Genomic DNA, 14,787 nt, shown 5'->3' on the forward strand with positions numbered 1-14,787 from the left:
ATGTCCGCCAACAGCGAGGCGGACTCCTCTCCGATGCGGTCCCCGATGGCGACCGCCGACACCTCCAGGTCACGTCGAAGCTGACCCGGCAGGTCGCCGAGGTCGGCGATCCGCTGCGCCAGCTGAATGATGGCTTCTTCGATCGCCTCGATACGGACCGTCAGGCCTGCGTCGCGCGGGGGCTGAATTTTGGGCTGGGACTTCACCGACGCTTCGACCTTCTCCGAGATCGCGCCTACCGCTTCGAGCAGATTTGCGGAGAGCGACTCGACGATCTGCTGGTTGTTTTTGGTGATCGCCTCGAGAAGCGCCTCGTCCCGCTTGTCGATCAGCTCCCGGATGCCGGCAAGCTCCTCCTCGGCCTTGACGAGGGCGGTCTTGGCGCCGAACACGGTTTCGACCAGCATGCGCCGCTCCCGGGCCTGGTCGGCCAGGGCGGTGGAAAGGAGCGCGTCAATGCGGTCCGACTCCTCTGGTTCGCCGGATTCTTCAGGCGCTTCACTCACGCTTTCGAGCATACCCCCGTAATGCTATGCCCGAATACACGGTTGCCCCGGATTACGTGAACCTAGACCAGCGCCTTTTGGTTGGTTTCCAGGATCTCGTAGACGGTGTTCCGGCGGGCCCAGGCGCGGCCGATCTCGGTGGCGAGCCGTCGCATCTCGTCCGGCCCGAGCTCCTGGCCGTGGGCCGCTCCGGCCGATCGGGAGATGATCTCGTTCATCAGGGTGCCGCCCAGGTCGTTGCATCCGGCTTTCAGGGCCGCCTGGGAGCCCTCGGGGCCCATCTTGACCCAGGAGACCTGGATGTTGTTGATCAGGGGGTGGAGGGCGAGCCTGGCGACCGCATGCATACGAAGCGACTCCTCGAAGGTCGGCCCCCTCCGGGACTTGCCCTTCAGGTAGATCGGGGCGGCCATGTGGACGAAGGGCAGCGGGACGAACTCGGTGAATCCCCCGGTGTCCCTCTGGATGTCCCTCAGCACCATCAGGTGCCGGGCCCAGGACCGGTAGTCGTCGGCGTGGCCGAACATGATCGTCGTCGTCATCTGCAGGCCGAGGCTGTGGGCGGTCCGGGCAACCTCGGACCACTGGGCGGTGTTGAGCTTGTCCGGGCAGATCACGGCGCGGATGCGGTCGTCGAGGATCTCGGCTGCGGTTCCCGGCAGAGTGGACAGGCCGTTGTCCTTCAGCTCCTTCAGGAAGTCTTTGACCGAGACGCCTTTGGTTGCGGCCCCCTGCCACACCTCGAGCGGGCTGAAGGCGTGGATGTGCATGCCGGGCACCACCTGCTTGATCGCCCGCAGGACGCTTATGTAGAAGTCGCCGGTGAACGACGGGTGGATTCCCCCCTGCAGGCAGACCTCGGTGGCGCCGGCGGCCCACGCCTCGGCCGAGCGGCGGGCGATCTCATCGAGGTCCAGCAGGTACGGGTCGCCCCGGAGGTTCAGCGACTTCGGCCCCTTGCTGAAGGCGCAGAAACCACACTTGAAGTAGCACATGTTGGTGTAGTTGATGTTGCGGTTGACCACGTAGGTGACCGTGTCTCCGTTGACCTCCCGGCGAAGCGCGTCGGCGGCCGAAAACAGGTCCCGCTGCTCCGGGCCGCGGGCGGTGAACAGCACGGTGATCTCCTCCTCGGAGAGCTCGCTGCTCCCGTAGGCCTTGTCCAGTGCCTGCGAGAAGGCCCTGCGGCTTCGTACCGCAGGGCTGCCGGACCAGTTCGTCGGGGAGGCAAATACGTCGGGAGCGGAGTCGGGCGAGCCGGGGAACCACGAGGTGTCCCTGGAAAGACCGTGGGTGTCGATGTGGTCAAGGACCTTCGCCCGGACCTCCTTGGCCACCCACTCCGGGTCGAAGGCGTAGCGGGGGTATACGGCCAGCCGGGGCATCAACATGAAGCCGGCGGACTCGGTGACCGCCCGCAGCCGGCCGATCGCCGGCCATGGGGCCTCCGGGTTCACGTGGTCCATGGTCACCGGGGACACGCCGCCCCAGTCGTTGATGCCGGCCTCGATGTAGCGGGCCAGGGCCCCGCCCTCCTTGTCTGCGAGGTTCGGCGGGGCCTGCACGCTCACCTCGGTCGGGAGGATCAGCCGGGCGAGGGCGATGGTCGCCAGCATCTCGTCGAGCGCCGGCTCCGGGTGGGAGTGCATCGGAGTGTCCTGTTTGGCCCGGAAGTTCTGGACGATGACCTCCTGGATGTGGCCGTGGCGCAGGTGGGAGTCCCGGATCGCCCCGAGGGTCTCCACCCGGTCCCGCCAGGTCTCGCCGATCCCGATGAGGATCCCGGTGGTGAACGGGATCTTCTGCCGGCCGGCCTCGTCGATGGTCTCCATCCGCAGGGCCGGGTCCTTGTCCGGCGAGCCGTAGTGGGCGAAGCCCTTGGCGAGCAGCTTGCGGGAGGTGGACTCGAGCATGATGCCCATCGAGGGCGCGGTCTTGCGCAGGTACGCCAGCTCCTCGGCGTCCATCACACCCGGGTTCAGGTGGGGAAGCAGCCCGGTCTCCTTCAGAACCGCCGCCGCGGCGGCCGCCAGGTACTGAAGCGTCGTGGCGTAGCCCATCTCGTCGAGCTCCTGCCGGGCGACCTTGTAGCGGAGCTCGGGCTTGTCGCCGAGCGTGAACAGCGCCTCCTTGCACCCGGCAGCGGCCGCCGTGCGGGCAAGGTCGAGCACCTCGTCCAGCGTCATGTACGCCCTGCGGCCGGCGATCGGAGGGCGGGCGAAGGTGCAGTAGTGGCACACGTCCCGGCAGAGCTTGGTCAGCGGTATGAAGACCTTCGGGGAGTAGGTGACGATGTTGCCCCAGGCGGCGTCGCGGATAGCGGCGGCCCGCGAGATCAGCTCGGCGGACTTCCCCGATTCCATCAGGGAAACGAGGTCGTGGTCCGGGATCTCAGTCATCGTCTGTGTCCCGATGATACTGTCCTCGCTCGGGCAACGTGAAAGCAGCCGGTTCCGGCAGGGGGTGTGTATCAGCACATTGAGAGTCACGGCACTCGCCGGGGGCGTCGGGGCCGCGAGGTTCCTGCGGGGGCTGATCATGGCCACCCGCGACGACCACGTGACGATCATCGGCAACACCGGGGACGACTCCGTGATGCACGGGCTGCACATCAGCCCCGATCTGGACATCGTGGCGTACACGCTCGCCGGCATCGTCGACACCGCCGGTTGGGGAATCGCCGGGGACACCACCAACGCCCTGAAGCAGATGGGCAGCTACGGCATCGAGACGTGGTTCACCCTGAAGGACCGGGACATCGGCACCCACATGGCCCGGACCCACCTCCTGGCCGACGGCCTGACGCTGGCCGAGGTAACCGAACGGATCCGGACGAGCCTGGGCGTCGGGGCCCGGATCATCCCGATGAGCAACGACCCGGTGGCGACGAAGATCCTGACCGTCGGAGGCGAGGTCCGGGACTTCCAGGAGTACTTCGTGAAGCTGCGCCACTCGGACGAGGTGGCAGGGGTCGAGTTCGAGGGCGCCGGCGCTTCCCGGCCCGCCCCGGGGGTTCTCGAGGCGATCGAGACCGCCGACCTTATCGTCGTCTGCCCGTCCAACCCGGTGCTCAGCATCGGCCCGATCCTGTCGGTGCCGGGCATCCGTGAGGCTCTGGGCCGCCGGAGGGCCGATGTCGTGGCCATCTCGCCGATCATCGCCGGGTCCGCCCTGAAGGGGCCGGCCGCGACTCTGCTGCCCGTCGTGGGCGCCGAGGCGTCCGCCGCCGGTGTGGCGGGGCTCTACCGGGACTTCTGCGGCACGATGGTGCTGGACAACGCCGACGCCTCCGAGGTGGGGGCGGTTGAGGCGCTGGGCATGCGGGCGCTGGCGACCCAGACGATCATGCACAAGCCCGCGGACGCCAAGCAGCTGGCCAAGGAGATCCTGGAGCTTTGACTGCAGCAGCCATCTCAGTTTTCGGGGTGAGGATCGAGGGCGAGTTCTCCAAAGGGGACAGGGTCGCCGACCGCATCCACGCCGCCTGCCTCGACGGCGGAGTCACCCTCCAGGACGACGACGTCGTCGTGGTCACCCACAAGATCGTCTCCAAGGCCGAGGGCCGGGTGGCCAAGATGCCCTCCGGCGACTGGGAGGCCCGCGACGCACTCATCGCCAAAGAGGGCGCAACCTTCCTCAGGCGCAACGGCTCGATCGCAATCACCAAAACGAAACACGGCTTCGTATGCGCCAGCGCGGGGATCGACGCCTCGAACGTGGAACCGGGCACGGTGACCCTGCTCCCCCGGGACCCGGACCGGTCTGCCCGCAGCATCCGCAGCCGGCTGAACCTGCTGGCCGAGGCAGATGTGGCGGTCGTGATCTGCGACACCTTCGGCCGGGCCTGGCGGAACGGGCAGACCAACGTGGCGATCGGCGTGGCCGGCATGCTGCCGACCGTCAACTACCGGGACACCACCGACAGCTTCGGGACGGTGCTCAGGGTCACCAACATCGCCATCGCCGACGAGCTGGCCGGCGCCGCCGAGATGGTCATGGGCAAAGCCGACGGTGTGCCGGTAGCGGTCGTCCGGGGGGCGCCGATCCGGCGGGGCCGGGGCGATGCCAAGGCGCTCATCCGGCCGGCGGCCGAGGACCTGTTTCTCTAGACCTGGGTCCGCAGGAACTCGATCGTCTCGGCCAGGCCCTCGTCCAGGTCCTTTTGCGGGGACCAGCCGAGGATCCCGCCGGCCTTTGCGCTGCTCAGGCAACTCCGCTCCAGCTCGCCCGGCCGGGCCGGCCTGTACACAGGTTCGGCCTCCACCCCGCAGATGGCCGCCATCCGGGCATAGAGGTCGTTGACGCTCGTCTCCACGCCGGTGCCGATGTTGAAGGTCTCGCCGTCGCCCTTCGCCGAGGCGGCGAAGAACGCCTCGACCACGTCTGTTACGAAGACGTAGTCCCGGGTCTGGGACCCGTCCCCGAAGATCGAACACGGCTCGCCCTTCAGCAGGCGGCTTCCGAAGATCGCCACCACGCCGGCCTCCCCCGCAGGATCCTGGCGGGGGCCGTAGACGTTGCCCAGGGCCAGGTTGGCGTACTGCAGGCCGTTCAGCGAGCTGTAGAACCGAAGGTAGTCGTCCATCACCGACTTGGTGATCCCGTACGGGGAGTCCGGGTTTTTCGGTGTCTGCTCGTCGAGGGGGAACCGGGCCGGGTCCGCCTCGCCGTAGATGCAGCCGCCGGACGAGGCGGTCACCACCCGGGCGCCGGCGCCGGCCGCCGCCCCCAGGATCCGCAGCGTCCCCAGGACGTTGACGTCGGCGTCGAAGATGGGGTCGGCGACCGAGCGGCGAACGTCCATCTGGGCGGCGAAGTGGTAGATCTCATCCGGCCGGAAGTCCTCGATCAGGCGGGCGGCCGCCTCGTCCCGGATGTCCAGGCGGTCGACCTCCACGCCGGCGGCCTCGAGAAACGGCAGGCGCTGCTCGCCGGAGGACAGGTTGTCGATCACCCGCACCTCCCGGCCGCCGGCCACCAGCCGGTCCACCATGTGGCTGCCGATGAACCCGGCGCCGCCGGTTACCAGCGCCCTCAACGAACCAGGCGCCCGCTCATCTCGTCCTCGAGCAGCCTGACGTCGGCGTCGACCATCAGGCGCACCAGCTCCTCGAAATTGGTCTTCGGGGCCCACCCGAGCTTCGTGCGGGCCTTTTCGGCGTCGCCCAGCAGGTGGTTCACCTCGGTCGGGCGGTAGTAGCGGGGGTCGATCTCCACGTGCTTGGTCCAGTCGAGCCCGGCGTGGCTGAAGGCCACCTCGCAGTACTCCCTGGGCGAGTGGGCCTCCCCGGTGGCCACGACGTAGTCGTCGGGCGCTTCCTGCTGCAGCATCATCCACATCGCCTCGACGTACTCGGGCGCGTAGCCCCAGTCCCTCAAGGCGTCCAGGTTGCCCATGAACAGCTTGTCCTGCATCCCTGCCGCAATTCGGGCGACCGCCCGGGAGATCTTGCGGGTCACGAAGTTCTCCCCCCGGCGGGGCGACTCGTGGTTGAACAAGATGCCGCTGCAGGCGAACACGTCGTGCGCCTCCCGGTAGTTGACCGTTATCCAGTGGCCGTACAGCTTGGCCACGCCGTACGGGCTCTGCGGGACGAAGGGGGTGGACTCGTTCTGGGGGGCCGGGCTGGCCCCGAACATCTCCGACGACGACGCCTGGTAGAAGCGGATATCGCCGCCGGCGATCCGCACCGCCTCCAGCATCCGGGCGACTCCGAGGCCGGTAACGTCGCCGGTGTACTCGGGAATCTCGAACGACACCCGGACGTGGCTCTGGGCGGCCAGGTTGTAGACCTCGTCGGGCTGGATGTTCCCGATCAGGGTCAGCAGGGAGGAGGTGTCCGACAGGTCGGCGTAGTGCTTGAAGAAGTGGACCCCGGCCTCGTGCGGGTCCTGGTAGACGCCGTCCAGCCGCCCGCTGTTGAACGACGACGACCTCCGGACGACCCCGTGGACCTCGTACCCCTTCGAGAGGAGAAGTTCGGCGAGGTAGGAGCCGTCCTGGCCCGTGACTCCTGTGATCAGCGCCTTCTTCATCGTGTGCCCTCCAGGTTTGCCCGATACCAATCGAGAGTCTCAACAAGCGAGCGGTCCAGGGGAATTCGGGGGGCCCAACCAACCGCAGTCGTTATTTTGGTGGAATCTCCTACAAGAAGGTCCGTAACAGCCGAGGCGTGCAGGGTTTGCAGATGCACCTGAACCCTATGTTTCAACCCGGCGATTTCCAGCAGCTTATCCAAAACGTCCCCCATACGTACCGCCCGGCCCGAGCAGACGTTGTACGCCTCGCCTGCTTCGCCGGCTTCGAGAAGCAGGGCGTACGCCCGCACGACATCCCGCACGTCCAGGAAGTCCCGGCGGGAGTCGAGGTTGCCCACGTGCATCTCGCCGCCCCCGGCCTGCTCCAGCCGGGCGATCTGCGAGGCAAAGGAGCCGACCGCGTAGTTCGGGCTCTGCCCCGGGCCCGTGTGGTTGAACGACCGGGTAAAAACGCTCTCCACGCCGTACTGCCTCAGGTACATCATTCCCAAATGCTCCTGTGCGATCTTCGAAAGGGCGTAGGGCGAGCCGGCGCACTGGGGTGAGGTCTCGGTAAGCGCCCGGCCGTCCTCCGGGCGGGCGTACTGCTGGGCCGACCCGACGAGAAGCACCCGGGGCCTCAGCTCCTTGACCGCCTCCAGCAGGTTGGATGTCCCCTCGATGTTGCTGCGGTAGGTCTGGCTGGGGTCGGTCCACGAGCCGCCGACCGAAGCCTGGGCCGCGAGGTGGATAACCCCTTCGGGCGCCGAGGACGAGACCAGGTCGGCAACCCCCGGTGCGTCGACGAGGTCGAGCGCCTCCCAGCGAACCGGCTCCGGACCGGGACGGGCCGGGAGGTCGAGCGAAGTTGCGACCACCTCGTGCCCGGCCTCGAGCAGGTACGGAAGGAGGTAGCCGCCGACGAATCCGCCTGCTCCGGTTACCAGGACCCGCAATCGGGCCTCCTATGTGCGCTGGCGGTCAGTGTGCGGTGGCGGGGGGAACGGCTTGCTGCGACGTCTGGTCCAGGGCGTCCTGTTCGGGGCCGGATGTCCTGCCCACCATCACGACGCCGGCAACGATCAGAGCCACCCCGACCCATCTGAGATACGGAACATGCTCCTTGAGGACGAACTTGCTGAACATCGCCAGCAGGACGTAGGTGATGCCGGCAAACGGGTAGGCGAGGCTGAGCGGCACCCTCGAGATGACCACCAGCCAGGTGACTGCCGAAAGGACGAACAGGGTCAGCCCGATGAGCACCTGCCAGGTCCGCGCCACGTCCCAGATGACCTGGAGGGGCTTGCCCAGGCGCTGGGTGCCGATATAGCCGACGCGGGCCATGCCCGACTTGAGCATGAGCTGACCGGCGGTCGCCAGGAAGACCGACGTGAGCGTTAGGAGGATCGTCTTAATCGTCACGGCCTTGATCCTATCCGCAGTTGTGCGCCTCAACCATCATGTCGGGCTAACGGTGGAAGGTGACACCTTTTTCCAGCGCAACCAGGATTGAGGCTTTGAGCTTGCTGGCCGGGGTGCCTGCGTCGGTCCACCAACCGCGGAGGATGTCGTAGGTCATGGACTCCTCCTCGACGTAGAGGTTGTTGAGGTCGGTGACCTCCAGCTCGCCGCGGGCCGACGGGGTGAGGGACCCGATCAGGTCGAAAACCCGGTCGTCGTACATGTAGCAGCCGGTCACGATCAGGCCGCTCTTCGGGCTGGGGGGCTTCTCCTCGATCCCGATGATCTTCCCGTCCCTGACCTCGGCGACGCCGAAGCGGAGGGCGTCGTCGAGCGACACCTGCTTGAGCAGGATCTTCGCCCCCTTGCCCTGCTCGGAGAAGCTCTGGACGTACGGGGTCAGGTCGTCCTGAAAGATGTTGTCGCCCAGAACCACCATCACATCGTCGCCCGCGCACATCGGGGCGGCCTGCAGGAGGGCCTCCGCGATCCCCCCGGCGCCCTCCTGGCTCGCGTACCGGATCTTGACCCCGAGCTCGGAACCGTCGCCCAGAAGGCTTTGGAACTGTTCCAGCGACTCGGTGATCGTGACCAGTGTGATGTCGGTGACGCCGGACCCGGCCAGCGAGCGGATGGGGTAGTACACCATCGGCTCGTCGAAGACGTCCAGCATGTGCTTGTTCACAACCCGGGTCACCGGATGGAACCGGGTGCCGTAACCGCCGGCGAGTACAACGCCTTTCAAGACTGCAACTCCTTCACGTATTCGGCGACGGCTGAACGCCACGGCCTGAGGCTAACACCCGCTTCCGCCGCCTTGGAGCAGTCGAGCTCGCTGTTGGCGGGGCGGGGGGCAATCGGACCTGCTTTGCCTGAATAGTACTGTGCCGTGGTCACCGGGCGCACTCTCGTGTCGAGGCCGGCCGCCTCGATGGCCGCCTCGGCAAATCCCGCCCAGGTGACCGCGTCTCCCCCGCCGCTCAGGTTGTAGACACCGGTGCAGCCGGCGGCCGCCAGCGCGGCGGTGCCCCCGGCTAGATCGGGGGCGTAGGTGGGCCGGCCCCGCTGGTCGTCGACCACCGTGAGCTCGTCGTGTTTGGCAGCCGCCCCGACTATCGACCTCACGAAGTTGTGGCCGTCCCCGTAAACCCAGGAGGTGCGGATGATCAGGTAGCGGTTGCCCGACGCCCGGGCGGCGATCTCGGATTGGAGTTTCGTCCGGCCGTAGACCGAGAGAGGCCTGGTTTTATCCAGCTCGGTGTACGGTCCGGCGTCGCCACCGAATACGTAGTCGGACGAGAAGTGGACGAGCAGCGCATCGTGCATCTTGGCCGCCGCTGCCAGGTTCACCACCGCGTCGACGTTGATCATGCGGGCCCGCTCCGGCTCGGCCTCCGCCTTGTCGACCGCGGTGTAGGCGGCGGCGTTGTAGACGACCTCGGGGCGAACCCGGTCGAAAACCCTCTGGACCTGGCCGGTGTCGACTATGTCGAGCTCGCTGCGGTCCAGCACCACCGCGTCCGGGATCAAAGCGGCGAAGGCCCGGCCTACCTGGCCGTTGCCGCCCGTCACCAGAACTCTGGGCACCGGCCGGCCTAGCGGTTGCCGCCGGCCGCAGTCTCCGCCGACGCGAAGGAGAACGGGCTTTCGAAGCCCTCCCAGCCGCTCGCCACGGCGTCCTTGTCGGACACGGTTGCGCCCTCGGCCGGGAGCGGCCACGGGATGGCGAGCGCCGGGTCGTCCCAGCGCAGGCCGGCGTCGTCCGGGGCGGAGTAGTAGTTGGTGACCAGGTAGACCACCTTGGTGTCCGGTTCCAGGGTGCAGAAGCCGTGGGCGAACCCCTTGGGGATGAAGATCTGATTCCCCTCCTCGGCGCTGATCACCTCGCCGGCGTAGGTCCCGTAGAAAGGCGAGCCGGACCTCAGGTCCACGCCGACGTCCCAGATGCTCCCGTGGAGCACCATCACCAGCTTGTCCTGGTCGTAGGGCGGCTTCTGGAAGTGCAGGCCCCGCACGGTCCCGGTCTTGACGGAGAAGGACAGGTTCATCTGGACGAAGTTGAGCTCCAGTCCGACCTCGGCGAGCGCCCGGTTGTTGAAGGACTCGGAGAACGACCCCCGCTCGTCGGCGAAAACGGCGGGCTTCAGGATCTTGATGTCGGGTATGGAGAGCTCCCGGATCTCGGGGGCGCTCAAGCGGGGGCAGCCTTGCCGGCCGGCGCAGCGTCGGCGTAGATCGACTCCGCCTCCGCGATCAGCGACTCCCACCAGTCGCGGTGGTCCCGGAACCAGTTCACGCTCTCGGTGAACTGGGACCAGACGTCGCCCGAGCGCCAGCCGAGGGCCCGGATCTTGGATGAGTCGACCGCGTAGCGGCGGTCGTGATCCGGCCGGTCGTAGCCGGTCATCTGAATCGCATCGGCCGGCAGCTTCAGGTACTCGGCCAGCCATCGGGCCAGGTCCAGGTTGGTGATCTCGGGCTCGTGCACCGGCCCTATGTTGTACGCCTCGCCGTTCTCGCCCTTCTCCAGGACCAGCGCCACCGCCCGGGCGAAGTCCTCGGCGTAGAGCCACTGCCGTATGTACAGACCGTCGCCCCACACGAGCATCGGCTCGTTTCTCAGGCCCCGGGTGACCCAACGGGGGAAGACCTTCTCCGGGAACTGCCACGGACCGAAGGCGTTCGTCGGCCGGACCACGACCACCTCCAGGCGGTCGGCGTAGGAGCGGGCCAGGTCGTCGGCGAGGGCCTTGGACTTGGAGTAGGGGCTGGCGGCGATGCCTACACCCTCGGGTTTGTCCGACTCCTTGAAGGCGCCTTCGAGGGTCGACCCGTAGACCTCGTCGGTCGACACGTGGAGGAAGCGCGGAACCCCGGCGGCCACTGCAGCATCGAGCAGCACCCGGGTCCCCTCGACGTTGGTGCGGTAGAAGCGGTCGGGGTCGTTCTCGCTGCGGGTCACGTGGGACTCGGCGGCGTAGTGGACGATTGCATCGGGCTTCAGGTCGGCGACCAGCGCCTTGATCGGACCCTCGTCGGCGATGTCCAGCCGGACGAAGTTGTAGTCGGGGCTGCCGGCAACGTCGGCCAGGCGGCGCTGGTCGCCGGCGTAGGTCAGGCAGTCGACGTTGGTGACCGAGGTGGACCCGGATTGCAGCTTCAGCCGGACGAAGTGGCTGCCGAGAAAGCCGGCGCCGCCGGTTACGAGAATGTTGGATGTCATCGGGCCTATCCTATGCGACGCTTTTCGAGCGGCCGCCCAGAGAGCGTGCGCTTATTCGTCGCAAGCATGCACCAGGGGTTTGGCCGCGGCAGGGGAAGGCACCGGGGATGGCGTTACCGGAGGCGCCGTGGTCGGCGTGGCGGCCACGGAGGGCCGGGGTCCGGGAGAGCCGGTGGGCGTCGCGATCGTGGCGGGGACCGGGTGGGTGGCGGCGAAGTCCTCTCCGAGCACCACGGCGACCTGGCCGATGGCCTCGATGGTTGCAGGAAGCTCCTTCAGCTCGCCGCCGTAGGTGTTGGCGAGCAGCCGGCCCTGGTCCTGGAAACCCTCGGCGTAGTAGACCGCGGTCAGCGGGTGTGGAACCGTGTTGCCGGTCTCCACCACCTGGAATCCCTTGGCCTTCAAAATCTCTCCTTCGGCAAACGCCAGCTTGGCCACCTCGGTGCCGTTCAGGAGGCTGACCCGGACGTCCTGGGGGTCGATAGCGCTGACGCCGGTGCGCCCGTAGTCGGGCAGCGGCTGCCGCTGGGCAAGGGCGGTGAACAGGGCCTGGCTCTGCTTTTCGTTGGCCACCACGTAGGAGACACCGTCCAGCCGGGCCCCGGCGGAAGGGACCACCCGCATGTCCAGGTTGCCGGAGTTGAACGTCCGAAGGCGCAGGCCGATGGTCTTGATGTCGGAAAGGGAAAGTTCGGCGTCGTACTTCACCGCCGAGGAGAAGACGTTGACCAGCGAGATGACCCGGTCCGGCCGCAACACCACACCGGGGGTTGCGATCTTGTCGACCATGAGCTTCATGAACAGCTGCTGGCGCTGGATCCGGCCGAAGTCGTCGTCGATCTTGCGGGCCCGCACGAAAGCCAGCGCCTGGTCGCCCTCGATGGTCACGCAGCCCCTCGGCTGGTCGAGCCCGGAGTCGGCGTCCTTGACCGGCCTCTCGAAGAAGACCTGGACGCCGCCGACGCTGTCGGCGATCTCGTTGAACCCGTTGAAGTCCACCTCCAGATAGTGGTGGATGGGCATCCCGACGAAGTCCGAGACGGTCTTGACCATGACGTCGGGGCCCAGCGAGTAGATGCTGTTGATCTTCACCGGCTCGCCCTGGGGGTCCTCGACCCGGAGGTCGCGGGGGAAGTGGACCAGCACCGCCTTCTCCCGCTCCTCGTCGAGGTGGAGCAGCATGATCGTGTCGGCCCTCCGGCCGGGGACCGTGTCGGAGTCGCCCATGCTGGCCTTCTGCTCGTCGGTGAGCCCCTCCCGGGAGTCCGACCCCAGGACCAGCACGTTCATCGGCTCGTTCACCGGCTGGGGGGCGACCTCCACCTGCTCCTGGTTGCCCCTGACCTTGATGTTGGCGTAGAGCAGGACCGCGCCGGCCAGCACTCCGAGGACGACGGCGATAGCCGCGATGATCGTGATTACCCGGACGATCCGGTGCTTCGGCGCGCGCGCCTGCCGGCTGCTTCGGCCGGATTTGAGGATTGGTTGCAAACCACCGGGCGACCGGGGGCGGTTACGGCGACCCATGGGGTCCAAGTATTCCGCATGCGGGGCGCGAAACCGCCGTGGCAGATGTAAAGAAACGGCGAAGAATGGCCGGGGACCGAAAAAACCGAGCGCCGGCCGCCGTGAACCGGCCGGCGCTCGGGGGGTTGCCGGGTACTAGGCGCTTTCGGTAGCGGGGGCCAGCTGGTTCATCAGCAGGTCCTGCAGGCGCTCGTAGGTGCGCTGGTACCGCGGGTCGTGAATGATCGTTGTCTTGTCCCGAGGGCGGGGGATGTCGACCTCGATCACGTCGGCGATCGACGGGTTCGGGGCCTCGGCCATGACGACGATCCTGTCCGCCAGGAAGATCGCCTCCTCCAGCCCGTGGGTCACCATCAGCACGGTCTCGGTGGCCGACTCACCGGACCACAGTGCGACCAGTTGCTGCTGGAGCCGGGCTCTGGTCAAGGCGTCCAGAGCGCCGAACGGCTCGTCCAGGATCAGCACCTTCGGGCTGACTGCGAACGCCCGGGCGACCGCGGCCCGCTGCTGCATGCCTCCGGAGACCTGTCCGGGCCGCTTGCTCCGGTGCTGCCACAGGCCCACCGCCGTCAGGTAGCGCTCCACCACCTCGTCGGTCTCGGCCCTGGATCGTTCGGGGCGGGAGGAGCGGGTGGCCTCCCGCACGTTGTCGTAGATGCTCATCCACGGCAGCAGCGAGTAGTGCTGGAAGACCATCGCCCGATCCGGGCCGGGGCCGTCGATGGGAACGCCGTCGACCAGGACCACCCCGAGGTCGGCCTCGGTCAGGCCTCCCACGACGTTAAGTAGCGTCGACTTGCCGCAGCCCGAGTGGCCGATGAAGGTGACGAACTCCCCCTTCTCGATCTTGAGGTCCACTCCCCGAAGGACGTGCTGGATGCCCCGCCGGGAGGAAAACGACTTGCTGACCAGGCTGATCTCGAGACTCATCGGGCCACCGCCGTGTAGTCGAAGCGGCTCTGGAGCCGCTTAAGGCCGAGGTCGAGCAGGAAGCCGATGACGCCGATGAAGAAGATCGCCACCACAACCGCCGGCAGGTTGCCGTTGTTGTACTGGTCCCAGACGAAGAACCCGATGCCGGGAGCGGCCGAGAGCATCTCGGTGGCCACGATCACCATCCAGCCGATGCCCATGGACAGCCGCAGCCCGGTGATTATCGACCCCATCGAGCACGGCAGGAGCACCTTGCGGATGTACTTTCCCCGGCTGAACCTGAACACCTTGGCCACGTTGCGGTGGTCCTGCGGCACCCCGGCGACGCCGGCGGCGGTGTTGATCAGGGTCGGCCACAACGAGGTGACGCCGATGGTCAGGATGCTGGCGCCGAACGGGTTCTTGAACAGAACCAGCGCCAGCGGGTACCAGGCCAGCGGCGACACCGGCCGGAAGATCTGCACCTGCGGGTTGGCCGCCTTGTGGGCCTTCCGGCTGGCCCCCATGGCGAACCCGACCGGGATGCCGACGACCGCCGCCAGCACGAAGCCGCCGAAGACCTTCTTCAGGGTCTCCCCCAGCAGCAGGAAGATGCCCCGGTCGTTGGGACCGAAGTCGTGGAACGGGTCCGACATCAGCGTCTGGAACTCGGTGAACGTGGCCAGAGGGGACGGCAGGTCCGGCCGGAAGGCCGCGAATCCCTGCCACGCCAGCAGGAGGACCGCGGCGCCCAGCAGTGCCAGCGCGACGCTCGACGAGAACTCGGATGCCCGGCCCGGCTTGGTGATCTCCGGCTCTTTGACGCGAGGGTCCAGCGGCATCTGGGGTACCGGCCTGCCGGTTCCGGCCGGGTCGTCGAGCAGGGTGCCGGTGTTCGATTTGTCGTTCATGCGCGTGTCGCCTCCTCGTCTACCTTGGCGGGGTCGAACTCGACGCCGTCGAGCTTCACCTGGAAGGGCGCCATGTCGTCGTCGGGGACCGCCACGCCCTCGGACTCCGCCACCTCGGCGTACAGGTCTTTCATCAGCAGCTTGCCGGCAATCGCCTCGTAGTCCGGCGCCTCTTTGATCAGGCCGAAGCGCTGGTACTGGGCGAGGAACCAGTAGACGTAGCTCGACC

The 14,787-nt window shown here is 67.4% G+C and carries 16 protein-coding genes; 2 read left to right on the forward strand and 14 right to left on the reverse strand.

What is annotated here, in order from left to right; translation table 11 throughout:
* On the reverse strand, window positions 1–506 hold a 506-nt coding region (locus VFV09_12660; protein HEU4868564.1), incomplete at its 3' end, for a hypothetical protein.
* A gap of 62 nt (window positions 507–568) precedes the next feature.
* The gene (cofH, locus tag VFV09_12665) at window positions 569–2,905 is read right to left on the reverse strand and encodes a 5-amino-6-(D-ribitylamino)uracil--L-tyrosine 4-hydroxyphenyl transferase CofH (protein ID HEU4868565.1); all 2,337 of its coding nucleotides are present in this window, start codon (window positions 2,903–2,905) and stop codon (window positions 569–571) included.
* A 79-nt stretch (window positions 2,906–2,984) separates the two neighbouring features.
* On the opposite strand from cofH, the gene cofD reads away from it, so the two are divergent.
* Both cofD and cofE read left to right on the forward strand, forming a co-directional pair.
* Window positions 2,985–3,905, forward strand: coding sequence for a 2-phospho-L-lactate transferase (gene cofD / locus VFV09_12670; GenBank protein ID HEU4868566.1), 921 nt, complete (start codon window positions 2,985–2,987; stop codon window positions 3,903–3,905).
* The gene (gene cofE / locus VFV09_12675; protein HEU4868567.1) at window positions 3,902–4,615 is read left to right on the forward strand and encodes a coenzyme F420-0:L-glutamate ligase; all 714 of its coding nucleotides are present in this window, start codon (window positions 3,902–3,904) and stop codon (window positions 4,613–4,615) included. The genes cofD and cofE overlap by 4 nt, the downstream gene beginning before the upstream one ends.
* On the opposite strand, the gene VFV09_12680 is transcribed toward cofE, so the two are convergent.
* The 12 genes from VFV09_12680 to VFV09_12735 all read right to left on the reverse strand — a co-directional run.
* Window positions 4,612–5,544 carry an NAD-dependent epimerase/dehydratase family protein gene (locus tag VFV09_12680; GenBank protein HEU4868568.1) on the reverse strand — a complete coding sequence of 311 codons (933 nt, stop codon included), beginning with the start codon at window positions 5,542–5,544 and terminating at the stop codon, window positions 4,612–4,614. The two genes, cofE and VFV09_12680, sit on opposite strands and share 4 nt — an antisense overlap.
* On the reverse strand, window positions 5,541–6,542 hold the full coding sequence (gmd, locus tag VFV09_12685; GenBank protein ID HEU4868569.1) for a GDP-mannose 4,6-dehydratase: 1,002 nt from the start codon (window positions 6,540–6,542) through the stop codon (window positions 5,541–5,543). Before gmd ends, VFV09_12680 begins: the two co-directional genes overlap by 4 nt.
* Window positions 6,539–7,480, reverse strand: coding sequence for a GDP-mannose 4,6-dehydratase (locus VFV09_12690; protein ID HEU4868570.1), 942 nt, complete (start codon window positions 7,478–7,480; stop codon window positions 6,539–6,541). Before VFV09_12690 ends, gmd begins: the two co-directional genes overlap by 4 nt.
* A gap of 25 nt (window positions 7,481–7,505) precedes the next feature.
* Window positions 7,506–7,946 carry an EamA family transporter gene (locus VFV09_12695; protein HEU4868571.1) on the reverse strand — a complete coding sequence of 147 codons (441 nt, stop codon included), beginning with the start codon at window positions 7,944–7,946 and terminating at the stop codon, window positions 7,506–7,508.
* A gap of 46 nt (window positions 7,947–7,992) precedes the next feature.
* Complete coding sequence (locus tag VFV09_12700; protein HEU4868572.1) at window positions 7,993–8,730, reverse strand: sugar phosphate nucleotidyltransferase; 738 nt, start codon at window positions 8,728–8,730, stop codon at window positions 7,993–7,995.
* Complete coding sequence (gene rfbD / locus VFV09_12705; GenBank protein HEU4868573.1) at window positions 8,727–9,572, reverse strand: dTDP-4-dehydrorhamnose reductase; 846 nt, start codon at window positions 9,570–9,572, stop codon at window positions 8,727–8,729. The genes VFV09_12700 and rfbD overlap by 4 nt, the downstream gene beginning before the upstream one ends.
* An 8-nt stretch (window positions 9,573–9,580) precedes the next feature.
* The gene (rfbC, locus tag VFV09_12710) at window positions 9,581–10,180 is read right to left on the reverse strand and encodes a dTDP-4-dehydrorhamnose 3,5-epimerase (GenBank protein ID HEU4868574.1); all 600 of its coding nucleotides are present in this window, start codon (window positions 10,178–10,180) and stop codon (window positions 9,581–9,583) included.
* The gene (locus tag VFV09_12715) at window positions 10,177–11,208 is read right to left on the reverse strand and encodes an NAD-dependent epimerase/dehydratase family protein (protein HEU4868575.1); all 1,032 of its coding nucleotides are present in this window, start codon (window positions 11,206–11,208) and stop codon (window positions 10,177–10,179) included. The genes rfbC and VFV09_12715 overlap by 4 nt, the downstream gene beginning before the upstream one ends.
* 51 nt (window positions 11,209–11,259) lie before the next feature.
* Entirely contained in the window at window positions 11,260–12,699 is a 1,440-nt protein-coding gene (locus VFV09_12720) for an LCP family protein (GenBank protein ID HEU4868576.1), read from the reverse strand.
* A 171-nt stretch (window positions 12,700–12,870) separates the two neighbouring features.
* Entirely contained in the window at window positions 12,871–13,665 is a 795-nt protein-coding gene (locus tag VFV09_12725) for an ABC transporter ATP-binding protein (protein ID HEU4868577.1), read from the reverse strand.
* Window positions 13,662–14,558, reverse strand: coding sequence for an ABC transporter permease (locus VFV09_12730; protein HEU4868578.1), 897 nt, complete (start codon window positions 14,556–14,558; stop codon window positions 13,662–13,664). Before VFV09_12730 ends, VFV09_12725 begins: the two co-directional genes overlap by 4 nt.
* Window positions 14,555–14,787 (reverse strand): nitrate ABC transporter substrate-binding protein (locus VFV09_12735; protein ID HEU4868579.1); only part of this gene is annotated, 233 nt, incomplete at its 5' end. The genes VFV09_12735 and VFV09_12730, both read right to left, overlap by 4 nt.

Source organism: Actinomycetota bacterium (assembly GCA_035759705.1).
Taxonomy (GTDB): Bacteria; Actinomycetota; CADDZG01; order JAHWKV01; family JAHWKV01; genus JAJCYE01.

Excerpts from the sequence above, each read along its gene's own strand:
- cofH (HEU4868565.1), bottom strand. The coding sequence starts at position 2,905 with ATGACTGAGATCCCGGACCACGACCTCGTTTCCCTGATGGAATCGGGG.
- gmd (HEU4868569.1), bottom strand. The coding sequence starts at position 6,542 with ATGAAGAAGGCGCTGATCACAGGAGTCACGGGCCAGGACGGCTCCTAC.
- VFV09_12715 (HEU4868575.1), bottom strand. The coding sequence starts at position 11,208 with ATGACATCCAACATTCTCGTAACCGGCGGCGCCGGCTTTCTCGGCAGC.
- VFV09_12725 (HEU4868577.1), bottom strand. The coding sequence starts at position 13,665 with ATGAGTCTCGAGATCAGCCTGGTCAGCAAGTCGTTTTCCTCCCGGCGG.
- VFV09_12730 (HEU4868578.1), bottom strand. The coding sequence starts at position 14,558 with ATGAACGACAAATCGAACACCGGCACCCTGCTCGACGACCCGGCCGGA.